This window comes from Enterobacter chengduensis, assembly GCF_001984825.2.
Classification (GTDB): domain Bacteria; phylum Pseudomonadota; class Gammaproteobacteria; order Enterobacterales; family Enterobacteriaceae; genus Enterobacter; species Enterobacter chengduensis.
The window spans coordinates 4,600,055-4,621,880 of the sequence record NZ_CP043318.1; the positions used below are offsets into that span (position 1 = coordinate 4,600,055).

Sequence of the window (21,826 nt, forward strand, 5' to 3'; positions counted from 1 at the left end):
CATAGCTGTAACGGGCACTGCTTGGGCAGTGCCCACTCCAGAGTCATGGTTACCGAGGTTTCTTTATGTCCCATCGCCGCTCAGCCGTAAAAGGATCGCTATCCTTTTCTCATCCCGCGGTCCGCGCCTGGCTATTCCAGATTATTGCTATCGTTGCGGTTGTTCTTATCGCCGTGTATCTGATCCATAACACCATCACCAACCTGAATAACCGCGGCATCACCTCCGGTTTTGCATTTTTGGATCGCAGCGCGGGGTTTGGCATTGTTCAGCATCTTATTGATTACCAGGAAGGTGACACGTACGGACGCGTGTTCGTGGTCGGTTTACTGAATACGCTGTTGGTATCGGCGCTTTGTATCGTCTTTGCCTCGATTCTGGGCTTCTTTATTGGCCTGGCGCGTCTTTCTGAAAACTGGCTCCTGCGGAAACTGTCTACGGTTTATATCGAGACGTTCCGCAATATCCCTCCGCTTCTGCAGATCTTCTTCTGGTATTTCGCCGTACTGCGTAACCTTCCCGGTCCCCGCCAGGCCGTCGACGCGTTTGAGCTGTTTTTCCTGAGCAACCGCGGGTTGTACATTCCTTCTCCTCAGCCGGGTGAAGGACTGTACGCTTTCATCGGCGCGATTGCAGTAGCGCTTGCCCTCTCTGCCGGGGTATTCCGCTTTAACCGCAATCATCAGATCAAAACCGGTCAGCTTCGCAGAACCTGGCCCACGGCAGCTGTTCTGATCGTCAGCCTGCCGCTCATCGCACACTGGCTGTTTGGAGCTGCTTTGCACTGGGATATTCCCCATCTGCGTGGCTTTAACTTTCAGGGCGGGATGGTATTAATTCCCGAGCTGGCAGCCCTGACGCTGGCATTGTCGATTTACACGTCCGCGTTCATCGCAGAGATTATTCGTGCAGGGATCCAGGCCGTACCTTACGGACAGCACGAGGCGGCACGCTCGCTGGGATTGCCCCATCCCGTGACGCTTCGCCAGGTCATCATTCCGCAGGCTTTACGGGTCATCATTCCGCCCCTGACCAGCCAGTACCTTAACATCGTCAAAAACTCGTCGCTGGCCGCTGCCATTGGTTACCCGGATATGGTGTCACTCTTCGCCGGAACCGTACTTAACCAGACCGGACAGGCCATTGAAACCATCGCCATCACGATGTCTGTCTATCTGATCATCAGCCTGGTGATTTCACTGCTGATGAACCTTTATAACCGTCGTATAGCACTGGTCGAGCGCTAAGGATCTATGATGACAAAAGCGATACTGTCGCACTCCTCGCGCCCTGCCAACTCGACAGGTGGACGTTTCATCCTCTGGGCGCGCAAAAATCTGTTCTCCAGCTGGAGTAACAGCCTGCTGACGATTGTCTGCCTGTGGCTCATGTGGGAATTGATTCCTCCCCTGCTGAACTGGGCGTTTTTACAGGCCAACTGGGTCGGTTCAACCCGAGCAGACTGTACAAAAGCGGGCGCCTGCTGGGTGTTTATTCATGAGCGCTTCGGGCAGTTCATGTATGGATTGTATCCGCATGAACAGCGCTGGCGGATCAACCTCGCGCTGGCTGTTGGCCTGATCTCTGTCGCAGTCATGTTCTGGAAAAAGCTGCCCTATCGCGGACGCTATATTGCCGTTTGGGCGGTGGTTTACCCGATTATCGTCTGGGTGCTGTTGTATGGCGGTTTCCTGGGGCTGGAACGTGTTGAAACACGCCAGTGGGGCGGGCTGACGCTGACGCTGATTATCGCATCAGTAGGGATAGCCGGTGCTCTACCGTGGGGGATATTACTTGCCCTGGGACGGCGTTCAAAAATGCCGATCGTACGCGTGCTCTCGGTTATCTTTATTGAATTCTGGCGCGGCGTACCGCTTATCACCGTTCTGTTTATGTCGTCGGTCATGCTGCCGCTGTTCATGGCGGAAGGGACAACCATCGACAAGCTGATCCGTGCCCTGGTTGGGGTGATTCTCTTCCAGTCCGCTTATGTCGCTGAAGTTGTGCGCGGTGGTCTGCAGGCGTTGCCTAAGGGCCAGTACGAAGCGGCGGAATCACTGGCGCTCGGTTACTGGAAAACGCAGGGGCTGGTCATTCTTCCACAAGCACTCAAGCTGGTCATCCCGGGTCTGGTCAACACGATCATTGCCCTCTTCAAAGATACCAGCCTGGTGATCATCATCGGATTATTCGATCTCTTTAGCAGCGTGCAGCAGGCAACCGTTGACCCTGTCTGGCTGGGCATGTCCACCGAAGGGTATGTCTTTGCCGCACTGATCTACTGGATCTTTTGTTTTAGCATGTCGCGCTATAGCCAGCATCTGGAAAAGCGCTTTAACACCGGGCGTACGCCGCACTGAGGAAAATATGAGCCAAATAACAATGACACCCGCCGACGCGATGATTACGCTGGAAAACGTGAATAAATGGTACGGACAGTTTCATGTTCTGAAGGACATTAATCTTAAGGTTAAGCAGGGCGAACGCATTGTCCTGTGCGGCCCTTCAGGCTCCGGAAAATCCACAACCATTCGCTGTATTAATCATCTTGAAGAACATCAGCAAGGACGCATCGTGGTTGATGGGCTTGAGCTGAATGAAGATATCCGCAATATCGAGCGCGTACGTCAAGAAGTGGGAATGGTCTTTCAGCACTTTAATTTGTTTCCGCACCTGACCGTTCTGCAGAACTGTACGCTTGCGCCAATTTGGGTACGCAAGATGCCGAAAAAGGAAGCCGAGGCGTTGGCAATGCACTACCTGGAGCGGGTACGTATCGCAGAACACGCCAACAAGTTTCCCGGCCAGATTTCGGGTGGCCAGCAGCAGCGAGTGGCTATCGCCCGTTCACTGTGTATGAAACCAAAAATTATGCTGTTTGATGAACCGACATCAGCCCTCGATCCGGAAATGGTGAAAGAGGTGCTGGACACCATGATTGGGCTGGCACAATCCGGCATGACCATGCTGTGCGTCACGCATGAGATGGGGTTCGCGAGAACCGTGGCTGACCGGGTGATCTTTATGGATCGTGGGGAGATTGTTGAGCAGGCGCCGCCGGATGAGTTCTTTGCGCATCCAAAGTCAGAACGTACGCGAGCATTCCTGTCGCAGGTGATTCACTAGTCGTTTGCTCTGCCGGGTGGCGGCTTCGCCTTACCCGGCCTACCGTTTTTTCTGCGCATAAACGCAAAAAGGCCATCCTTTCGGATGGCCTTCTCACTTATTTGATGTCTGGCAGTTCCCTACTCTCACATGGGGAGACCCCACACTACCATCGGCGCTACGGCGTTTCACTTCTGAGTTCGGCATGGGGTCAGGTGGGACCACCGCGCTAAAGCCGCCAGACAAATTCTTTTACTTCTTGCCGAACTTTAACCTAAGTATAAAGTGGTGCTGATACCCAGAGTCGAACTGGGGACCTCACCCTTACCAAGGGTGCGCTCTACCAACTGAGCCATATCAGCACGCTAAATTTGATGCCTGGCAGTTCCCTACTCTCACATGGGGAGACCCCACACTACCATCGGCGCTACGGCGTTTCACTTCTGAGTTCGGCATGGGGTCAGGTGGGACCACCGCGCTAAAGCCGCCAGGCAAATTCTGTTTAATCTGTATCAAAGCTGAAATCTGATTGTCTGTCTCACCGCCGAAACAGCTTCGGCGTTGTAAGGTTAAGCCTCACGGTTCATTAGTATCGGTTAGCTCAACGCATCGCTGCGCTTACACACCCGACCTATCAACGTCGTCGTCTTCAACGTTCCTTCAGGACCCTTAAAGGGTCAGGGAGAACTCATCTCGGGGCAAGTTTCGTGCTTAGATGCTTTCAGCACTTATCTTTTCCGCATTTAGCTACCGGGCAGTGCCATTGGCATGACAACCCGAACACCAGTGATGCGTCCACTCCGGTCCTCTCGTACTAGGAGCAGCCCCCCTCAATTCTCCAGCGCCCACGGCAGATAGGGACCGAACTGTCTCACGACGTTCTAAACCCAGCTCGCGTACCACTTTAAATGGCGAACAGCCATACCCTTGGGACCTACTTCAGCCCCAGGATGTGATGAGCCGACATCGAGGTGCCAAACACCGCCGTCGATATGAACTCTTGGGCGGTATCAGCCTGTTATCCCCGGAGTACCTTTTATCCGTTGAGCGATGGCCCTTCCATTCAGAACCACCGGATCACTATGACCTGCTTTCGCACCTGCTCGAGCCGTCACTCTCGCAGTCAAGCTAGCTTATGCCATTGCACTAACCTCCTGATGTCCGACCAGGATTAGCTAACCTTCGTGCTCCTCCGTTACTCTTTGGGAGGAGACCGCCCCAGTCAAACTACCCACCAGACACTGTCCGCAACCCGGATCACGGGTCTACGTTAGAACACCAGCCATTAAAGGGTGGTATTTCAAGGACGGCTCCACGCAGACTGGCGTCCACGCTTCAAAGCCTCCCACCTATCCTACACATCAAGGACCAGTGTTCAGTGTCAAGCTATAGTAAAGGTTCACGGGGTCTTTCCGTCTTGCCGCGGGTACACTGCATCTTCACAGCGAGTTCAATTTCACTGAGTCTCGGGTGGAGACAGCCTGGCCATCATTACGCCATTCGTGCAGGTCGGAACTTACCCGACAAGGAATTTCGCTACCTTAGGACCGTTATAGTTACGGCCGCCGTTTACCGGGGCTTCGATCAAGAGCTTCGCGTTGCCGCTAACCCCATCAATTAACCTTCCGGCACCGGGCAGGCGTCACACCGTATACGTCCACTTTCGTGTTTGCACAGTGCTGTGTTTTTAATAAACAGTTGCAGCCAGCTGGTATCTTCGACTGATTTCAGCTCCACCCGCAGGGGCTTCACCTACATATCAGCGTGCCTTCTCCCGAAGTTACGGCACCATTTTGCCTAGTTCCTTCACCCGAGTTCTCTCAAGCGCCTTGGTATTCTCTACCTGACCACCTGTGTCGGTTTGGGGTACGATTTCGTGTTACCTGATGCTTAGAGGCTTTTCCTGGAAGCAGGGCATTTGTTACTTCAGCACCGTAGTGCCTCGTCATCACACCTCAGCGTTAAAAGGTACCGGATTTACCTGGAACCTCCGCCTACATGCTTAAACCGGGACAACCGTCGCCCGGCTAACATAGCCTTCTCCGTCCCCCCTTCGCAGCAACACCAAGTACAGGAATATTAACCTGTTTCCCATCGACTACGCCTTTCGGCCTCGCCTTAGGGGTCGACTCACCCTGCCCCGATTAACGTTGGACAGGAACCCTTGGTCTTCCGGCGAGCGGGCTTTTCACCCGCTTTATCGTTACTTATGTCAGCATTCGCACTTCTGATACCTCCAGCAACCCTCACAGGCCACCTTCAACGGCTTACAGAACGCTCCCCTACCCAACAACGCATAAGCGTCGCTGCCGCAGCTTCGGTGCATGGTTTAGCCCCGTTACATCTTCCGCGCAGGCCGACTCGACCAGTGAGCTATTACGCTTTCTTTAAATGATGGCTGCTTCTAAGCCAACATCCTGGCTGTCTGTGCCTTCCCACATCGTTTCCCACTTAACCATGACTTTGGGACCTTAGCTGGCGGTCTGGGTTGTTTCCCTCTTCACGACGGACGTTAGCACCCGCCGTGTGTCTCCCGTGATAACATTCTTCGGTATTCGTAGTTTGCATCGGGTTGGTAAGCCGGGATGGCCCCCTAGCCGAAACAGTGCTCTACCCCCGAAGATGAGTTCACGAGGCGCTACCTAAATAGCTTTCGGGGAGAACCAGCTATCTCCCGGTTTGATTGGCCTTTCACCCCCAGCCACAAGTCATCCGCTAATTTTTCAACATTAGTCGGTTCGGTCCTCCAGTTAGTGTTACCCAACCTTCAACCTGCCCATGGCTAGATCACCGGGTTTCGGGTCTATACCCTGCAACTTAACGCCCAGTTAAGACTCGGTTTCCCTTCGGCTCCCCTATACGGTTAACCTTGCTACAGAATATAAGTCGCTGACCCATTATACAAAAGGTACGCAGTCACACCACGAAGGTGCTCCCACTGCTTGTACGTACACGGTTTCAGGTTCTTTTTCACTCCCCTCGCCGGGGTTCTTTTCGCCTTTCCCTCACGGTACTGGTTCACTATCGGTCAGTCAGGAGTATTTAGCCTTGGAGGATGGTCCCCCCATATTCAGACAGGATACCACGTGTCCCGCCCTACTCTTCGAGTTCACAACCTGTGTGCTTTCGTGTACGGGACTGTCACCCTGTACCGTGCGACTTTCCAGACGCTTCCACTAACACACAAGCTGATTCAGACTCTGGGCTGCTCCCCGTTCGCTCGCCGCTACTGGGGGAATCTCGGTTGATTTCTTTTCCTCGGGGTACTTAGATGTTTCAGTTCCCCCGGTTCGCCTCGTTAACCTATGTATTCAGTTAACGATAGTGTGACGAATCACACTGGGTTTCCCCATTCGGACATCGCCGGGTCAAAGGTTCATATCACCTCGCCGGCGCTTTTCGCAGATTAGCACGTCCTTCATCGCCTCTGACTGCCAGGGCATCCACCGTGTACGCTTAGTCGCTTAACCTCACAACCCGAAGATGTTTCACTTCTGATTGCGAAAATTTGAGAGACTCGAACACACATAACATGTGTGTCGTTTCAATTTTCAGCTTGATCCAGATTTTTAAAGAGCAAATATCTCAAACAAGACTCGTGAGTCTGTTTTGAGATATGACGGCAGGTGACTTTCACTCACGAACCAGCAAGTGGCGTCCCCTAGGGGATTCGAACCCCTGTTACCGCCGTGAAAGGGCGGTGTCCTGGGCCTCTAGACGAAGGGGACACTGAAGTCTCAATCGCAAGACGCCTTGCTATTTACTTTTCATCAGACAATCTGTGTGAGCACTACAAAGGCAGGTTCTTTAAGGTAAGGAGGTGATCCAACCGCAGGTTCCCCTACGGTTACCTTGTTACGACTTCACCCCAGTCATGAATCACAAAGTGGTAAGCGCCCTCCCGAAGGTTAAGCTACCTACTTCTTTTGCAACCCACTCCCATGGTGTGACGGGCGGTGTGTACAAGGCCCGGGAACGTATTCACCGTAGCATTCTGATCTACGATTACTAGCGATTCCGACTTCATGGAGTCGAGTTGCAGACTCCAATCCGGACTACGACGCACTTTATGAGGTCCGCTTGCTCTCGCGAGGTCGCTTCTCTTTGTATGCGCCATTGTAGCACGTGTGTAGCCCTACTCGTAAGGGCCATGATGACTTGACGTCATCCCCACCTTCCTCCAGTTTATCACTGGCAGTCTCCTTTGAGTTCCCGGCCTAACCGCTGGCAACAAAGGATAAGGGTTGCGCTCGTTGCGGGACTTAACCCAACATTTCACAACACGAGCTGACGACAGCCATGCAGCACCTGTCTCAGAGTTCCCGAAGGCACCAATCCATCTCTGGAAAGTTCTCTGGATGTCAAGAGTAGGTAAGGTTCTTCGCGTTGCATCGAATTAAACCACATGCTCCACCGCTTGTGCGGGCCCCCGTCAATTCATTTGAGTTTTAACCTTGCGGCCGTACTCCCCAGGCGGTCGACTTAACGCGTTAGCTCCGGAAGCCACGCCTCAAGGGCACAACCTCCAAGTCGACATCGTTTACGGCGTGGACTACCAGGGTATCTAATCCTGTTTGCTCCCCACGCTTTCGCACCTGAGCGTCAGTCTTTGTCCAGGGGGCCGCCTTCGCCACCGGTATTCCTCCAGATCTCTACGCATTTCACCGCTACACCTGGAATTCTACCCCCCTCTACAAGACTCTAGCCTGCCAGTTTCGAATGCAGTTCCCAGGTTGAGCCCGGGGATTTCACATCCGACTTGACAGACCGCCTGCGTGCGCTTTACGCCCAGTAATTCCGATTAACGCTTGCACCCTCCGTATTACCGCGGCTGCTGGCACGGAGTTAGCCGGTGCTTCTTCTGCGGGTAACGTCAATTGCTGAGGTTATTAGCCTCAACACCTTCCTCCCCGCTGAAAGTACTTTACAACCCGAAGGCCTTCTTCATACACGCGGCATGGCTGCATCAGGCTTGCGCCCATTGTGCAATATTCCCCACTGCTGCCTCCCGTAGGAGTCTGGACCGTGTCTCAGTTCCAGTGTGGCTGGTCATCCTCTCAGACCAGCTAGGGATCGTCGCCTAGGTGAGCCGTTACCCCACCTACTAGCTAATCCCATCTGGGCACATCTGATGGCAAGAGGCCCGAAGGTCCCCCTCTTTGGTCTTGCGACGTTATGCGGTATTAGCTACCGTTTCCAGTAGTTATCCCCCTCCATCAGGCAGTTTCCCAGACATTACTCACCCGTCCGCCGCTCGTCACCCGAGGAGCAAGCTCCTCTGTGCTACCGCTCGACTTGCATGTGTTAGGCCTGCCGCCAGCGTTCAATCTGAGCCATGATCAAACTCTTCAATTTAAGTTTGATGCTCGTGAATTAAACTTCGTAATGAATTACGTATGTTCACTCAGAGACTTGGTATTCATTTATTGTCCGAAGACATTAAGAATCCATGTCACTTTGAGTGCCCACACAGATTGTCTGATAAATTGTTAAAGAGCAGTGCAACGCGGCTTTCAGCTCAGCGTTGCGAGGTGGCGTATATTACGCTTTCCTCTTTCAGAGTCAACCCGTTATTTCAGGATTTTTTCTCTTCAACCGACCGGGTTGTTTGTGAAGTGATTCACATCCGCCGTGTCGATGGAGGCGCATTATAGGGATCCCATTTTTTAGCACAAGTATTTTTTAGATCTTTTTTTCCAACTGCTGATTTTCCGCGCTTTTCGCTGAAATCCCGCCCGATCTGCTTAAATATTGACGTATTTTGCCTTGCCTCGATCCATTAATACGATCAAAGTCTTCTGTATAGCGCCCAATCTTAGAGGTAGATATGTCCGCAGTATTACGTCCTTATAAAGATCTGTTCCCTCAAAAAGGCGATCGCGTGATGATCGATGCCAGCAGCGTGGTCATTGGTGATGTCCGAATGGCTGATGACGTCAGCATCTGGCCGCTCGTTGCCATCAGGGGAGATGTTAACTTTGTGTCGATTGGTGCACGTACCAATATTCAGGACGGTAGCGTTCTGCACGTCACGCACAAATCCTCCTATAACCCCGAGGGTAATCCCCTCATCATTGGAGAAGAGGTGACCGTTGGCCATAAAGTGATGCTTCACGGCTGCACAATTGGAAATCGCGTACTTGTTGGTATGGGGTCGATCTTGCTGGATGGCGTCATAGTAGAAGATGACGTAATGATTGGTGCCGGTAGCCTTGTCCCGCAAAACAAACGGCTGGAAAGTGGCTATCTCTATCTGGGAAGCCCGGTAAAACAAATCCGCCCCCTGAAGGAGGCAGAGATCGAAGGATTGAAATACTCAGCGAACAACTACGTTAAATGGAAGAATGACTATCTTGATCAGGACAACCAGACCCAGCCCTGATCGTCTTCCTGCTGTTCACGAATTAAATCGCTGGCTTCCTCTTCCAGATCCCAGCGATTTTCGCAAAATACCGCTACTGGATCTGAACCACCAAAACGACGCAACAGCGTCTCCCCATGAATGGCACAGGTCAACTGCATGCCCTGTACCAGCACCGGAAAACAGACCGCTTGTTTATGCTCATCCCAGCTCTCTCTGTCCGGGAAATCAATAGCCTGATTCACGTAGAGAGCTCCTGCTTTAACTTTTCAATGACGGGTTCGACCGCAGGCAGAACGCCATGCCAGAGCAGCACCGCATGCGCAGCCTGCCCCACCAGCATTCCCAGCCCATCGGCTAACTGTTTCGCGCCGTGCTGTTCACACCAGCTCAGGAAAGGCGTCTTCCCTTTCTGGTAGAACATGTCATAGAAGTACATATGCGCACTGACCAGCGAAGCGGGGATCGCCGGGATCTCACCGTTGATGCCGCTGGATGTGGCATTAATGACAAGATCGAACTCTCGTTCGGCAAGATCGTCAAGCGCTACCGCGCTCACGCTGCCGGTATGCGCAAACAACGCCGCCAGCGCTTCTGCCCGGGAATAGGTTCTGTTGGTAATGGTCACCGCACAGTCCAGTGAAAGCAGAGGCAACAGAACGCCCCGCGATGCGCCACCCGCGCCAATCAGCAGGACGCGGAACCCGGGCTTAATAAACGACAGACGTTCCAGATCGCTAAGTAAACCAATCCCGTCGGTGTTGTCACCCAAAAGGCGTCCATCCTCAAGCCGTTTTAGGGTATTGACTGCACCAGCCAGCGAAGCGCGCTCGGTCAGCTCATCCGCACGTTCGAAGGCCTCCTCTTTAAAAGGAACCGTCACGTTCGCACCTTTGCCGCCCGCGGCGAAAAAAGCCTCCAGCGTAGGGATAAATGCATCCACCGGCGCCAGTACGCGCCCATAGGGATGATTTATCTGCAGCTGCTTCGCAAATTGTTTATGGATCAACGGTGACTTGCTGTGCGCAATCGGATTACCAAAAACGGCATAGGTTTCCATGAGATTACCCCTGGCGAAAACGTTCGCCGGTCAAAGCGTCGCGAATTTCAGAGGGATTCAGGCGCCCTCCCGTTTCGCCGGCAGCGACAGGGAAGTCATTCCCGAACTGTGCCAGCACTTCTTCGGTCGTCCGACAAGGTGGTAGCCCGGTCAGGTTGGCGCTGGTTGAGACCAGGGGCTTACCAAATGCCAGGCACAGTTCAACCACCAGCGGATGGTCAGTTACGCGAACGGCGAGGGAATCAAAGCGTCCGGTTAACCAGCGCGGCGTTGTCGGCTGCGCCGGGAAGACGAAGGTCACCGGCCCAGGCCACGCGGAGAAGATAGTCTCGCGCTGCGCTGGTGTCAGCATGGAGTCATCGATATAGGGTTTGAGCTGCGCGTAATTCGCAGCGATCAAAATCAGCCCTTTCTCGACGGGTCTTTGTTTTAAGGCAAGCAGGCGGCTTACAGCCGTCTCGCTGTCAGGATCGCAGCCGACCCCAAAAACAGCTTCAGTTGGATAGGCGATGACTTCTTCATTTTTCAGTACGTCCACTGCATGCGCAATGGAGCCTGATGGCAGGTTTTTATTCACTATTTTGATCCGCCGTAACCGGCTTTCCACATTGTTTACTGGCGCAGAAGCGTTTCAAGCCTTGCGCGGTTTTCTTCTCTATGAGTAGCGGATAATTACAATGAGGGCAGGTACCCGCTACCGGTTTAAAATTGATCACGAACTGGCATTCAGGATAGCGATCGCACGAATGGAAGGTCTTACCATAACGGGAGCGGCGCTGTACCAGCTGACCGCGCTGACACTGAGGACAGGAAATTGCCGTTTCATCAGGCTTATCAATTTGTTCCGTATGCCCACATTCCGGGTAGCGGCTACATCCAATAAACATCCCGAAACGCCCCTGGCGTAGCGCGAGTTCGCCGCCGCAGAGTGGACAATATTGGCCCTCCAGAATTTTAACGATATGTCCATCCGCCTGGCTTTTCAGGGGACGGACATAATCACATTCCGGATACTGTGAACAACCGAGAAACGGGCCGTGTTTCCCGGACCGAATAACAAGTTCAGCCCCGCACTGCGGGCAGGGCTCATTTTTATGCACCGTGAATAGTGCTGATTTGGCCATAACAACTCTTGGTGCTGCACGTTGAATTAGTGCAGCATACCTTCATTCACTTCAAAGAGTAATTCTTCCATTTGCTGATAGGCGTTTTCACAGCCCGGGATATTAAACAGAACCATCAGAATCACCCATTTCAGATCTTCCAGTTCAAATTCTGCTGTATCCAGCGCCATAACGCGCTCTATCACCATTTCTCTCGTTTCGAGGTTCAGCACCTGAATCTGCTCAAGGAATAAGATGAATCCCCGGCAGCTGGCGTCCAGCCTTTCACACTCTTCTGCGGTATAAATGCGTACTGACAATGGGTCAGAAGCAAGCTGCATCGGTTCGGCGAGGCCTTCCTGATAATCAGCCAGTTTTTCCAGCCACATCAACGCATTATAGATATCTTCCCGCTCAAACCCCGCATCGGTAAGATCCTGTGTCAATTTGTCCTGATCCACTCGCATTTCTGCTTCGTTATGGATGTAAGTCTCAAACAAATACATCAGTACGTCGAACATGGCATGCCCTCCTTAATCGGACATAGCCGCCGGGTACAGCTGCGATCCACCCTGCTAACTCCAGTTCGAGTAGCTGTGCTACCGTTACTGGCACAGGTTGGCCGGCACGTTCAGCGACAACGTCAACAGGTGTTACCTCATCTCCTACGTTAGCCAGGAGCCAGGGAAATGGCAATGCCACCTTTCCCTGATCTGATGAATATTGTCGCTTTTCGGGATCTTCCTGCAGCCATTGCAGCCCATATTGCAAATTTTCAAGAATATCCCCTATTTCCGTTACCGGGGTTGCCCCTTGCTTAATCAGCCAATGGGGCCCCTCGCATCCGGGATTACCTATCGGACCAGGCAAGGCAAAGACTTCTCTCCCCTGTTCGAGCGCACACCGCGCCGTGACCAGCGAACCGCTTCTCAGCGCCGCCTCAACCACCAGTACGCCTTTGCTAAGCCCGCTGATGATGCGATTGCGACGCGGAAAGTTTGCGGGCCTGGGCTGAGCGGAAAGAGGAAACTCAGACACAACTGCACCGCCAGATTCGACAAGCCGCATCGCTAATGCCTGATGTCGGCGAGGATATATGCTAAACAGACCGTTCCCCAGCACCGCGACGCTTCGTCCTTTAACCGACAGCGCCGCGTTGTGGGCCACGCCGTCAATACCGCAGGCCAGCCCGCTGGTGATCGTGAAACCGCTTTGTGACAGCTGTTCGCACAGGATTTTCCCCCATCGCTCGCCGTACCATGACGGGGCACGGCTGCCTACCACCGCCAGCTGAATGGTATTAAGCGTCTCAGGATTACCTTTCAGGAATAATGCCCCGGGGTAATCCGGAATCGTTCGGAGTAAAGGGGGATAAAGTGGATGGTTGGCCGTCAATAAGTGATTTCCCGGCTGCTCAAGCCACATCAGGCTACGTTCTAGCTCGTTCTCATCTGGCGCAAAGAACCGTTCAGCCTGTTTTGCCGTCAACCCGGCGCTTCTGGCGGCGAGCGCGTCGATGTTTTCCTGCATCTCTAGCCGTCCGGCTGCTTCCATCATTACATCACCGCACAGAGACCCCGTGTGTATTAGTCGTAGCCATATCTCGATTGACGTCATCCTTTCCCCTGCCATAAGCGGCCTCCGCAATCATTGCGATTGGTCACTGATGCTGTCAATCGATGGGGGATTTGTCTAGAATAGAGGGAGTATTCTTATCAACTCCTGAACACGACTCTGGAAATTTATGGCAGTTTTGCAAGTGTTACATATTCCGGACGAGCGCCTTCGCATCGTCGCTGAACCGGTCAAAGAAGTGAATGCAGAAATCCAGCGTATCGTTGATGATATGTTCGATACCATGTATGCCGAAGAAGGCATTGGCCTGGCGGCGACGCAGGTGGACATTCACAAGCGTATTATCGTGATTGATGTTTCTGAAAATCGCGATGGTCGTCTGGTGCTGATTAACCCTGAGTTGCTCGAAAAGAGCGGCGAAACCGGTATTGAGGAAGGCTGTCTGTCCATCCCTGAACAGCGTGCTTTAGTGCCGCGCGCCGAAAAGGTGAAAATTCGCGCTCTGGATCGCGACGGTAATCCGTTCGAACTGGAAGCAGACGACCTGCTGGCGATTTGTATTCAGCATGAGATGGATCACCTGGTCGGTAAACTGTTTATCGATTATCTCTCGCCGTTGAAACAGCAGCGTATTCGTCAGAAAGTAGAGAAACTGGATCGTTTGCGTTCTCGCGCATAACGTCCCCCCGGATACAAGGATCATCGTGTCTAAATCACTACGAATTATCTTCGCGGGAACCCCTGATTTTGCAGCGCGTCATCTTGACGCGCTGTTATCTTCTGGTCACCAGGTTGTGGGCGTCTTTACCCAGCCGGACCGCCCGGCAGGCCGCGGTAAAAAGCTGATGCCGAGCCCGGTAAAGGTGCTGGCAGAAGAGCATGGACTCCCCGTTTTCCAGCCCGCATCGTTACGCCCGCAGGAAAATCAGCAGCTGGTTGCTGACCTGAATGCCGACGTAATGGTGGTAGTGGCTTACGGTTTAATTCTGCCAAAAGCTGTGCTTGATATGCCTCGCCTGGGGTGCATCAACGTACATGGTTCTCTGCTCCCGCGCTGGCGTGGTGCCGCACCTATCCAGCGCTCGCTGTGGGCAGGCGATGCCGAAACGGGCGTTACCATCATGAAGATGGACGTAGGTTTAGACACCGGCGATATGCTGTATAAGCTGGCTTGTCCCATTACGTCAGAAGACACCAGCGCCACGCTGTATGACAAGCTGGCAGACCTTGGCCCACAAGGGCTTATCGAGACGCTCCAGCAGCTTGCTGACAATACGGCGAAGCCGGAAGTTCAGGATGAAGCACAGGTCACATATGCCGAAAAGCTGAGCAAAGAGGAAGCGCGGATCGACTGGTCCCTGTCAGCCGCTCAGCTTGAGCGCTGCATTCGCGCTTTTAATCCATGGCCAATGAGCTGGATGGAGATTGACGAGCAGCCGGTGAAAGTCTGGAAAGCCTCCGTCATTAGCGGTACGACTGCGGCTGAACCCGGTACGATTATTGACGCCAGCAGGAATGGTATCCAGGTCGCGACAGCAGAAGGCATCCTGAATCTTGAATCGCTACAGCCGGCCGGTAAGAAGGCCATGAGCGCTCAGGATTTGTTAAATTCCCGTCGCGAATGGTTTATTCCGGGCAATCGTCTTGCCTGAGCAAATTAATTCTTAAGGCCCGGTGTTTCCGGGCATTTTTATTTTTACGGTTATGAAAAAACAAAATCTACGCAGTATGGCGGCTCAGGCCGTTGAGCAGGTTATCGAGCAGGGCCAGTCATTAAGTAACGTTCTGCCTTCCCTGCAACAAAAAGTCTCTGATAAAGACAAAGCCCTGCTTCAGGAGCTCTGCTTTGGCGTTCTGCGCACGCTTTCTCAGCTTGAGTGGTTGATTAACAAGCTGATGTCACGCCCAATGACTGGCAAGCAGCGCACCGTACACTATTTGATTATGGTGGGCTTTTATCAGCTTCTTCATACCCGCATCCCACCTCATGCCGCGCTGGCAGAGACGGTGGAAGGTGCCGTTGCGATTAAACGCCCTCAGCTGAAAGGGCTGATCAACGGCGTACTGCGTCAGTTCCAGAGGCAGCAGGAAGAGCTTCTGGCTGAATTTGCCCAAAGCGAGGCACGTTTCCTGCACCCGGACTGGCTGTTGAAGCGCCTGAAAAAAGCTTATCCACAGCAGTGGCAGGAGATTGCCGATGCCAACAATCAGCGTCCGCCAATGTGGTTGCGTGTAAATCGTAATCACCACTCTCGTGACGCATGGCTGGCATTACTGGAAGAGGCTGGAATGAGCGGATTCCCGCATGAAGCCTATCCGGATGCTGTACGCTTAGCTTCACCGGCACCGGTACATGCTTTACCCGGTTTTGATGAAGGCTGGGTGACCGTACAGGATGCCTCCGCTCAGGGCTGCATGACCTGGCTTGAACCTAAAAACGGTGAGCAGATCCTCGATCTGTGCGCTGCGCCCGGGGGCAAAACAACGCATATTCTTGAAGTGGCTCCGCAGGCCAGCGTGATGGCGGTGGACGTCGATGAACAGCGTCTTTCACGCGTCTACGACAACCTCAAGCGTCTGGGCATGAAGGCTCAGGTTAAGCAAGGTGATGGTCGTAAACCCGCCGAATGGTGTGGTGAAACACAATTCGATCGCATTTTGCTGGACGCCCCCTGCTCTGCAACCGGTGTTATTCGCCGTCATCCGGACATCAAATGGCTGCGCCGCGATCGTGATATTAAGGAACTCGCCCAGCTGCAATCCGACATACTCAACGCTATCTGGCCGCATCTTAAAACGGGCGGAACGTTGGTCTATGCAACCTGCTCCATACTGCCGGAAGAAAACAGCCAGCAAATCGCGGCCTTCCTTAAACGTACCCCGGACGCCACGCTGCGCGATACGGGAACGCCTGAATCCCCGGGTCTGCAGAACCTGCCGGGTGCAGAAGAGGGTGATGGCTTCTTTTACGCTAAGCTAATCAAAGAGTGATGTTGAGAACAGGTCACGAGATATGAAGATTATCATTCTGGGTGCAGGACAGGTTGGCGGAACGCTGGCGGAAAACCTGGTTGGCGAAAACAACGACATCACAATCGTTGATACCAACGGCGATCGCCTGCGCGTCTTGCAGGACAAGTTTGACCTGCGCGTCGTGCAGGGTCATGGTTCACACCCACGCGTTCTTCGTGAGGCGGGTGCCGACGATGCCGACATGCTGGTTGCGGTAACCAGTTCTGACGAAACCAATATGGTGGCCTGCCAGGTGGCCTACTCACTTTTCAACACGCCAAACCGAATCGCACGTATTCGCTCTCCGGACTACGTTCGCGACGCTGAGAAACTCTTTAATTCTGAAGCGGTCCCGATTGACCATCTCATCGCGCCAGAACAGCTGGTTATCGACAATATCTATCGCCTGATCGAATATCCGGGCGCCCTGCAGGTAGTGAACTTTGCCGAGGGCAAAGTGAGCCTGGCAGTGGTGAAGGCCTATTATGGCGGACCATTGATCGGCAATGCGCTTTCCACCATGCGTGAGCACATGCCGCATATCGATACGCGCGTCGCCGCCATATTCCGTCACGACAGGCCAATTCGCCCGCAAGGCTCCACGATTGTCGAAGCAGGTGATGAGGTGTTCTTTATTGCGGCCTCACAGCATATTCGTGCGGTGATGAGTGAACTTCAGCGTCTCGAAAAACCCTATAAACGCATTATGCTGGTCGGCGGTGGCAATATTGGGGCAGGCCTGGCACATAGGTTGGAAAAAGATTATAGCGTGAAATTGATCGAACGCGATCAGCAGCGCGCTGCCGAGCTGGCGGAAAAACTGCAAAATACGATCGTATTTTATGGCGATGCGTCGGATCAGGAGCTGCTGGCTGAAGAGCATATTGATCAAGTTGATCTCTTTATTGCCGTCACCAACGACGACGAGGCGAATATAATGTCCGCCATGCTCGCCAAGCGTATGGGGGCAAAAAAGGTCATGGTGCTTATCCAGCGCAAGGCGTATGTCGATCTGGTCCAGGGCAGCGTGATTGATATTGCCATTTCGCCGCAGCAGGCGACAATTTCTGCGCTCCTGAGCCATGTTCGTAAAGCAGATATTGTCGGAGTGTCATCGCTCCGCCGCGGTGTCGCAGAAGCCATTGAAGCTGTTGCTCACGGAGATGAAACCACGTCACGCGTCGTGGGTCGTTCGATCGACGAAATTAAGCTGCCACCAGGCACGATTATCGGTGCCGTTGTGCGCGGGAATGACGTCATGATTGCCAATGACAATTTACGAATTGAGCAAGGCGATCACGTTATTATGTTCCTTACCGATAAAAAATTTATTACCGACGTCGAGCGTTTATTCCAGCCCAGTCCATTCTTCCTTTAAAGACTTGGGTGTTCGAGTAAGAACACCCACCCTTTATCCTTTTCATTTCTGTGCCTTTTATTTTTCATAACGTTTAATTATCCCGAATGGCAATTGGCTAATCATTTGTTAAACTTATACTCGTCAGCTGGCACAAGGAGAGAACAATGAGTTTTATTAAAGAATTTCGCGAATTTGCGATGCGCGGAAACGTGGTGGATTTAGCGGTTGGTGTCATTATCGGTGCAGCATTCGGCAAGATTGTTTCATCTTTAGTGGCCGACATTATCATGCCACCTTTAGGATTGTTAATCGGGGGCATTGATTTCAAACAATTCGCTTTCACGCTGCGTGAAGCGCAGGGCGATGTTCCGGCAGTCGTTATGCACTACGGCGTATTTATTCAGAACGTATTCGATTTCGTGATTGTCGCATTTGCCATTTTCATGGCTATCAAGCTGATCAACAGGCTCAACCGTAAAAAAGAAGAGCCGGCTGCAGCACCTGCACCTACGAAAGAAGAAGTGCTGCTGAGTGAAATCCGCGATCTGTTAAAAGAGCAGAATAACCGCGTTTGATCACCAGATAAAAGCAGGAAGGCCAGTGGTAAATAAGCGATTCGCTTGCTTGCCACTGGCCTCCCAGTTACCCCGTTTTTCATGTTTGTCTTTACGCAGATAACTTCCTTTCCCTTTTTTATTCTTCTCAACGCGCTGTCTGAATAACGGGTCGTGAAGTAACGCCTCAATGGCATTGTCCTTTATTTGTCCTTTCGTGTGCTGATAGCGGCTCATAATGTCTCCAGAGCAGGGTTTATGACGACGGGAGTCTAGACCCGGATGAACTAAAAATCAACAGCCCTGTTTTTCTCCACTCGCTCCTTGTTCAAGGGCTTCGAGAATTGAACAGTAGATACTGCTGTGGGCCGTACCGCAGCAGGCATCATTCAGTCTTTGCAGAGAGCGCTGCATGGTTTGCAGCTCCTGAATGCGCGCTTCAACCTCATCCAGCCTCGCCTGCACAATGCTTTTAGATTCCTGGCAGGTGTGATGTTCCGGATCGATGCGGATCGACAGCAATTCGCGGATCGAATCCAGCGTGAAGCCGAGCTGACGCGCGTAACGTATAAACCGCAGCCGCTGCAGATCGTTATCGGTGTAAAGGCGAAAACCGCCTTCAGTGCGCACTTCATGATCGATCATCTGCTGCTTTTCGTAATACCGGATGGTATCCGGCGTGACGTTCGCGAGCTTCGCAAGTTCACCAATACGGTACATAGCTACTCCTCATTTATTTTCTGCATCAATCTTCCACCGTATTCACCGTGCAGAAACTCAGTGTTCATGCCTGCCTGACGCAGCTTAAGTTCAATCAGGGCGAGACGTCGACTAAATTCAGAATGTCGTGGATCGTCCTGCCGGATCCCTTTAAGCAGATCGGCCAGTTCAATAGCCTCTCTACGCTGCTCAAGCTCCGGAGGAAGACAGCCTGCATTTTTCAGTAAACGGTATCCAGCCCGCAGTTCAGGCGCAATGTGTGAGTCATCTTCAAGCACAAGGGGTTCTCCGCAACCCGGAAGATCGTCGAATTCACCTTTTTGTTGGGCATCGCGAATATGGCGTTCTGCCCACTGGTCAAGCAACCACATGACCGGCTCCTGGGGATGAACAGAATTGATACAGACATTGTAGAGAAGTGGGGATATCGCGGATATAAAAAAACCCGCCGAAGCGGGTTTTTTTACGTTACTGCAGATTACTCTGCAGCAGCTTCTGCTTTCTCTGAACGATCAACCAGCTCGATGTAAGCCATCGGCGCGTTGTCGCCTGCACGGAAACCACACTTCAGAATGCGAGTGTAACCACCGGCACGGCTCGCGAAACGCGGGCCCAGTTCGTTAAACAGTTTTGCCACGATCTCGTTATCACGAGTACGGGCGAATGCCAGACGACGATTAGCAACGCTGTCAGTCTTGGCAAGAGTAATCAGCGGCTCAACTACGCGACGCAGCTCTTTCGCTTTAGGCAGGGTCGTCTTGATGATCTCATGACGAACCAGTGAACCTGCCATGTTGCGGAACATAGCCTGGCGATGGCTGCTGTTGCGGTTCAGTTGACGACCACTCTTACGATGGCGCATGACCTTATCCTTCTCAGTAAAACCTTAACCTGTGATCCGGTTACTCGTCAGCAATGCTTGCCGGTGGCCAGTTTTCCAGGCGCATGCCCAGAGACAGACCACGTGAAGCCAGCACGTCTTTAATCTCGGTAAGAGATTTTTTACCCAGGTTCGGCGTTTTCAGCAACTCAACCTCGGTACGCTGTACCAGATCACCGATATAGTGGATAGCTTCTGCCTTGAGGCAGTTAGCAGAGCGGACAGTCAATTCGAGATCGTCAACAGGGCGCAGCAGGATCGGATCGAATTCTGGTTTCTCTTCTTTCACTTCCGGCTGACGTACATCACGTAAGTCAACGAAAGCTTCCAGTTGTTCTGCCAGGATGGTTGCCGCACGACGAATCGCCTCTTCAGGATCGATTGTGCCGTTGGTTTCCATTTCGATGACCAGCTTGTCCAGGTCGGTACGCTGTTCTACACGCGCTGCTTCAACATTGTAGGCAATACGCTCTACAGGGCTGTAGCATGCGTCGACCAGCAGACGGCCGATTGGGCGCTCATCTTCTTCCGAATGAATTCGGGCAGAAGCCGGCACATAACCACGACCGCGCTGAACTTTGATACGCATGCTAATCGCTGCGTTCTCATCGGTCAGGTGGCAGATCACGTGCTGCGGCTTGACGATTTCAACATCACCGTCGTGGGTGATGTCGGCTGCAGTCACAGGGCCAATGCCAGATTTATTCAGAGTAAGAATAACTTCATCTTTACCCTGAACTCTCACCGCCAGCCCTTTCAGGTTGAGCAGGATTTCAAGGATATCTTCCTGAACGCCTTCTTTGGTGCTGTACTCATGAAGTACACCATCAATCTCAACCTCGGTCACCGCGCAACCCGGCATCGATGAGAGCAGAATACGGCGCAGTGCGTTACCCAGAGTATGGCCAAAGCCACGCTCTAAAGGCTCAAGGGTCACCTTGGCGTGCGTCGAACTCACTTGCTCGATATCTACCAGGCGCGGTTTTAGAAACTCTGTCACAGAACCCTGCATTGTGTCCTCTCTTTGGTACTAAGCTTTACTTGGAGTAAAGCTCGACGATCAGGTGTTCGTTAATGTCCGCAGACAGATCAGAACGTTCTGGCTGACGCTTGAACGTACCTTCCATCTTGCCAGCATCAACTTCCAGCCAGGTTGGCTTTTCACGCTGCTCAGCCAGCTCCAGAGCGGCCTTCACGCGAGATTGCTTTTTCGCTTTCTCACGAATGCTAACAACGTCATTCGCTTTAACCTGATAAGAAGCGATGTTAACAACACGACCGTTTACCATGATTGCTTTGTGGCTAACCAGCTGACGTGATTCAGCACGAGTAGCGCCGAAGCCCATACGGTATACAACGTTGTCCAGACGACCTTCCAGCAGAGCCAGCAGGTTTTCACCCGTGTTGCCTTTCAGACGTGCTGCTTCTTTATAGTAGTTACGGAACTGACGCTCCAGCACACCGTACATACGGCGAACTTTTTGCTTTTCACGCAACTGCACACCATAGTCAGACAGACGCGGTTTACGCGCACCGTGCTGGCCAGGAGCTTGTTCAATTTTACACTTGGTATCGATCGCGCGAACGCCAGACTTAAGGAATAAGTCGGTGCCCTCACGACGGCTCAGCTTGAGCTTAGGACCCAAATATCTTGCCATTTTCTATCTCCAACTAACCTAAAAAACGGAGCGTTATACGCGACGTTTTTTCGGCGGACGACAACCGTTATGAGGGATCGGAGTCACATCAGTAATATTCGTGATGCGGAAACCAGCGGCGTTCAGAGCGCGAACAGTAGATTCACGACCCGGACCCGGACCTTTAACCATAACTTCCAGATTCTTGATGCCGTATTCTTTTACGGCTTCTGCGCAACGCTCTGCTGCAACCTGAGCTGCGAACGGAGTGGATTTGCGAGAACCACGGAAACCGGAACCACCGGCTGTTGCCCAACCCAATGCGTTACCCTGACGATCAGTAATAGTAACGATGGTGTTGTTGAAAGAAGCATGGATATGAGCCACGCCGTCAGAGACTTGTTTTCTTACACGTTTACGTGCACGAACTGGTGCCTTTGCCATTATTCAATCACCCCG

At 52.6% G+C, this 21,826-nt stretch carries 22 protein-coding genes, 2 tRNA genes and 4 rRNA genes; 9 read left to right on the forward strand and 19 right to left on the reverse strand.

All coding sequences use genetic code 11. The features are described 5' to 3' along the window. Positions 1–65 precede the first annotated feature (65 nt). The 3 genes from FY206_RS22240 to FY206_RS22250 are packed head-to-tail and all read left to right on the forward strand — an operon-like array spanning position 66 to position 3,126. A complete protein-coding gene (locus FY206_RS22240) occupies positions 66–1,247 on the forward strand; it encodes an amino acid ABC transporter permease (RefSeq protein ID WP_032642463.1) in 1,182 nt (393 codons plus the stop codon). A gap of 9 nt (positions 1,248–1,256) precedes the next feature. Further along, positions 1,257–2,360 carry an amino acid ABC transporter permease gene (locus tag FY206_RS22245; RefSeq protein WP_032642464.1) on the forward strand — a complete coding sequence of 368 codons (1,104 nt, stop codon included), beginning with the start codon at positions 1,257–1,259 and terminating at the stop codon, positions 2,358–2,360. A gap of 7 nt (positions 2,361–2,367) precedes the next feature. After that, on the forward strand, positions 2,368–3,126 hold the full coding sequence (locus FY206_RS22250; protein ID WP_077064353.1) for an amino acid ABC transporter ATP-binding protein: 759 nt from the start codon (positions 2,368–2,370) through the stop codon (positions 3,124–3,126). Between the two features lie 106 nt (positions 3,127–3,232). Here the strand turns inward: FY206_RS22250 and rrf (FY206_RS22255) are convergent. From rrf (FY206_RS22255) to FY206_RS22280, 6 genes are all read right to left on the reverse strand, one after another. After that, positions 3,233–3,348 (reverse strand): 5S ribosomal RNA (rrf, locus tag FY206_RS22255). A gap of 43 nt (positions 3,349–3,391) precedes the next feature. After that, positions 3,392–3,467: transfer RNA gene (locus FY206_RS22260), tRNA-Thr, on the reverse strand. Between the two features lie 14 nt (positions 3,468–3,481). Further along, positions 3,482–3,597: ribosomal RNA gene (gene rrf, locus FY206_RS22265) — 5S ribosomal RNA — on the reverse strand. A gap of 73 nt (positions 3,598–3,670) precedes the next feature. Next, positions 3,671–6,575, reverse strand: a 23S ribosomal RNA gene (locus tag FY206_RS22270). Positions 6,576–6,757: 182 nt separating this feature from the next. Then, positions 6,758–6,833: transfer RNA gene (locus tag FY206_RS22275), tRNA-Glu, on the reverse strand. A gap of 85 nt (positions 6,834–6,918) precedes the next feature. After that, a 16S ribosomal RNA gene (locus FY206_RS22280) occupies positions 6,919–8,460 on the reverse strand. The 16S, 23S and 5S rRNA genes sit together here with 2 tRNA genes alongside, the layout of an rRNA operon. Before the next feature lie 472 nt (positions 8,461–8,932). On the opposite strand from FY206_RS22280, the gene FY206_RS22285 reads away from it, so the two are divergent. Then, positions 8,933–9,487: a gamma carbonic anhydrase family protein gene (locus FY206_RS22285; protein ID WP_032644523.1), complete on the forward strand. Its 555-nt coding sequence runs from the start codon at positions 8,933–8,935 to the stop codon at positions 9,485–9,487. Here the strand turns inward: FY206_RS22285 and FY206_RS22290 are convergent. Genes FY206_RS22290 through dprA form a run of 6 tightly spaced genes read right to left on the reverse strand, consistent with a single transcriptional unit; the run spans position 9,463 to position 13,246 of the window. Continuing rightward, positions 9,463–9,711, reverse strand: coding sequence for a DUF1488 family protein (locus tag FY206_RS22290; RefSeq protein WP_032644524.1), 249 nt, complete (start codon positions 9,709–9,711; stop codon positions 9,463–9,465). The two genes, FY206_RS22285 and FY206_RS22290, sit on opposite strands and share 25 nt — an antisense overlap. Next, positions 9,708–10,526 (reverse strand): shikimate dehydrogenase, encoded by an 819-nt coding sequence (gene aroE, locus FY206_RS22295; protein ID WP_032644525.1) that lies wholly within the window; start codon positions 10,524–10,526, stop codon positions 9,708–9,710. Before aroE ends, FY206_RS22290 begins: the two co-directional genes overlap by 4 nt. Before the next feature lie 4 nt (positions 10,527–10,530). Further along, the gene (tsaC, locus tag FY206_RS22300; protein WP_032644526.1) at positions 10,531–11,103 is read right to left on the reverse strand and encodes an L-threonylcarbamoyladenylate synthase type 1 TsaC; all 573 of its coding nucleotides are present in this window, start codon (positions 11,101–11,103) and stop codon (positions 10,531–10,533) included. Continuing rightward, positions 11,096–11,650 carry a DNA topoisomerase family protein gene (locus tag FY206_RS22305; RefSeq protein WP_032644527.1) on the reverse strand — a complete coding sequence of 185 codons (555 nt, stop codon included), beginning with the start codon at positions 11,648–11,650 and terminating at the stop codon, positions 11,096–11,098. Before FY206_RS22305 ends, tsaC begins: the two co-directional genes overlap by 8 nt. Before the next feature lie 26 nt (positions 11,651–11,676). Further along, entirely contained in the window at positions 11,677–12,150 is a 474-nt protein-coding gene (gene smg, locus FY206_RS22310; RefSeq protein ID WP_008503477.1) for a DUF494 family protein Smg, read from the reverse strand. Continuing rightward, positions 12,122–13,246 (reverse strand): DNA-protecting protein DprA, encoded by a 1,125-nt coding sequence (dprA, locus tag FY206_RS22315; protein WP_032644645.1) that lies wholly within the window; start codon positions 13,244–13,246, stop codon positions 12,122–12,124. Before dprA ends, smg begins: the two co-directional genes overlap by 29 nt. 127 nt (positions 13,247–13,373) lie before the next feature. Between dprA and def the strand changes: the two genes are divergently transcribed. The 5 genes from def to mscL all read left to right on the forward strand — a co-directional run bounded on the left by def (position 13,374) and on the right by mscL (position 18,151). Continuing rightward, a complete protein-coding gene (def, locus tag FY206_RS22320) occupies positions 13,374–13,883 on the forward strand; it encodes a peptide deformylase (protein WP_008503479.1) in 510 nt (169 codons plus the stop codon). 25 nt (positions 13,884–13,908) lie between these two features. Next, complete coding sequence (gene fmt, locus FY206_RS22325) at positions 13,909–14,856, forward strand: methionyl-tRNA formyltransferase (RefSeq protein ID WP_032644528.1); 948 nt, start codon at positions 13,909–13,911, stop codon at positions 14,854–14,856. Between the two features lie 52 nt (positions 14,857–14,908). Continuing rightward, positions 14,909–16,195 carry a 16S rRNA (cytosine(967)-C(5))-methyltransferase RsmB gene (gene rsmB / locus FY206_RS22330; RefSeq protein ID WP_032644646.1) on the forward strand — a complete coding sequence of 429 codons (1,287 nt, stop codon included), beginning with the start codon at positions 14,909–14,911 and terminating at the stop codon, positions 16,193–16,195. Between the two features lie 22 nt (positions 16,196–16,217). Further along, positions 16,218–17,594 (forward strand): Trk system potassium transporter TrkA, encoded by a 1,377-nt coding sequence (gene trkA, locus FY206_RS22335; protein ID WP_008503482.1) that lies wholly within the window; start codon positions 16,218–16,220, stop codon positions 17,592–17,594. 146 nt (positions 17,595–17,740) lie between these two features. Then, a complete protein-coding gene (gene mscL, locus FY206_RS22340) occupies positions 17,741–18,151 on the forward strand; it encodes a large-conductance mechanosensitive channel protein MscL (protein WP_023309449.1) in 411 nt (136 codons plus the stop codon). Here the strand turns inward: mscL and FY206_RS22345 are convergent, their stop codons facing one another. The 7 genes from FY206_RS22345 to rpsK all read right to left on the reverse strand — a co-directional run bounded on the left by FY206_RS22345 (position 18,152) and on the right by rpsK (position 21,811). After that, entirely contained in the window at positions 18,152–18,367 is a 216-nt protein-coding gene (locus tag FY206_RS22345; protein ID WP_032644529.1) for an alternative ribosome-rescue factor A, read from the reverse strand. A gap of 57 nt (positions 18,368–18,424) precedes the next feature. After that, entirely contained in the window at positions 18,425–18,850 is a 426-nt protein-coding gene (gene zntR / locus FY206_RS22350; protein ID WP_023333666.1) for a Zn(2+)-responsive transcriptional regulator, read from the reverse strand. A 2-nt stretch (positions 18,851–18,852) separates the two neighbouring features. After that, positions 18,853–19,221, reverse strand: a complete 369-nt coding sequence (locus FY206_RS22355) for a DnaJ family domain-containing protein (protein ID WP_032644530.1) — start codon at positions 19,219–19,221, stop codon at positions 18,853–18,855. Between the two features lie 107 nt (positions 19,222–19,328). Beyond that, positions 19,329–19,712, reverse strand: coding sequence for a 50S ribosomal protein L17 (gene rplQ / locus FY206_RS22360; RefSeq protein ID WP_001216368.1), 384 nt, complete (start codon positions 19,710–19,712; stop codon positions 19,329–19,331). Positions 19,713–19,752: 40 nt separating this feature from the next. Beyond that, positions 19,753–20,742 carry a DNA-directed RNA polymerase subunit alpha gene (locus FY206_RS22365; RefSeq protein ID WP_002919219.1) on the reverse strand — a complete coding sequence of 330 codons (990 nt, stop codon included), beginning with the start codon at positions 20,740–20,742 and terminating at the stop codon, positions 19,753–19,755. 25 nt (positions 20,743–20,767) lie between these two features. Further along, complete coding sequence (gene rpsD / locus FY206_RS22370; RefSeq protein WP_004868345.1) at positions 20,768–21,388, reverse strand: 30S ribosomal protein S4; 621 nt, start codon at positions 21,386–21,388, stop codon at positions 20,768–20,770. 33 nt (positions 21,389–21,421) lie between these two features. Then, positions 21,422–21,811: a 30S ribosomal protein S11 gene (gene rpsK, locus FY206_RS22375; RefSeq protein ID WP_003863312.1), complete on the reverse strand. Its 390-nt coding sequence runs from the start codon at positions 21,809–21,811 to the stop codon at positions 21,422–21,424. Positions 21,812–21,826 lie beyond the last annotated feature (15 nt).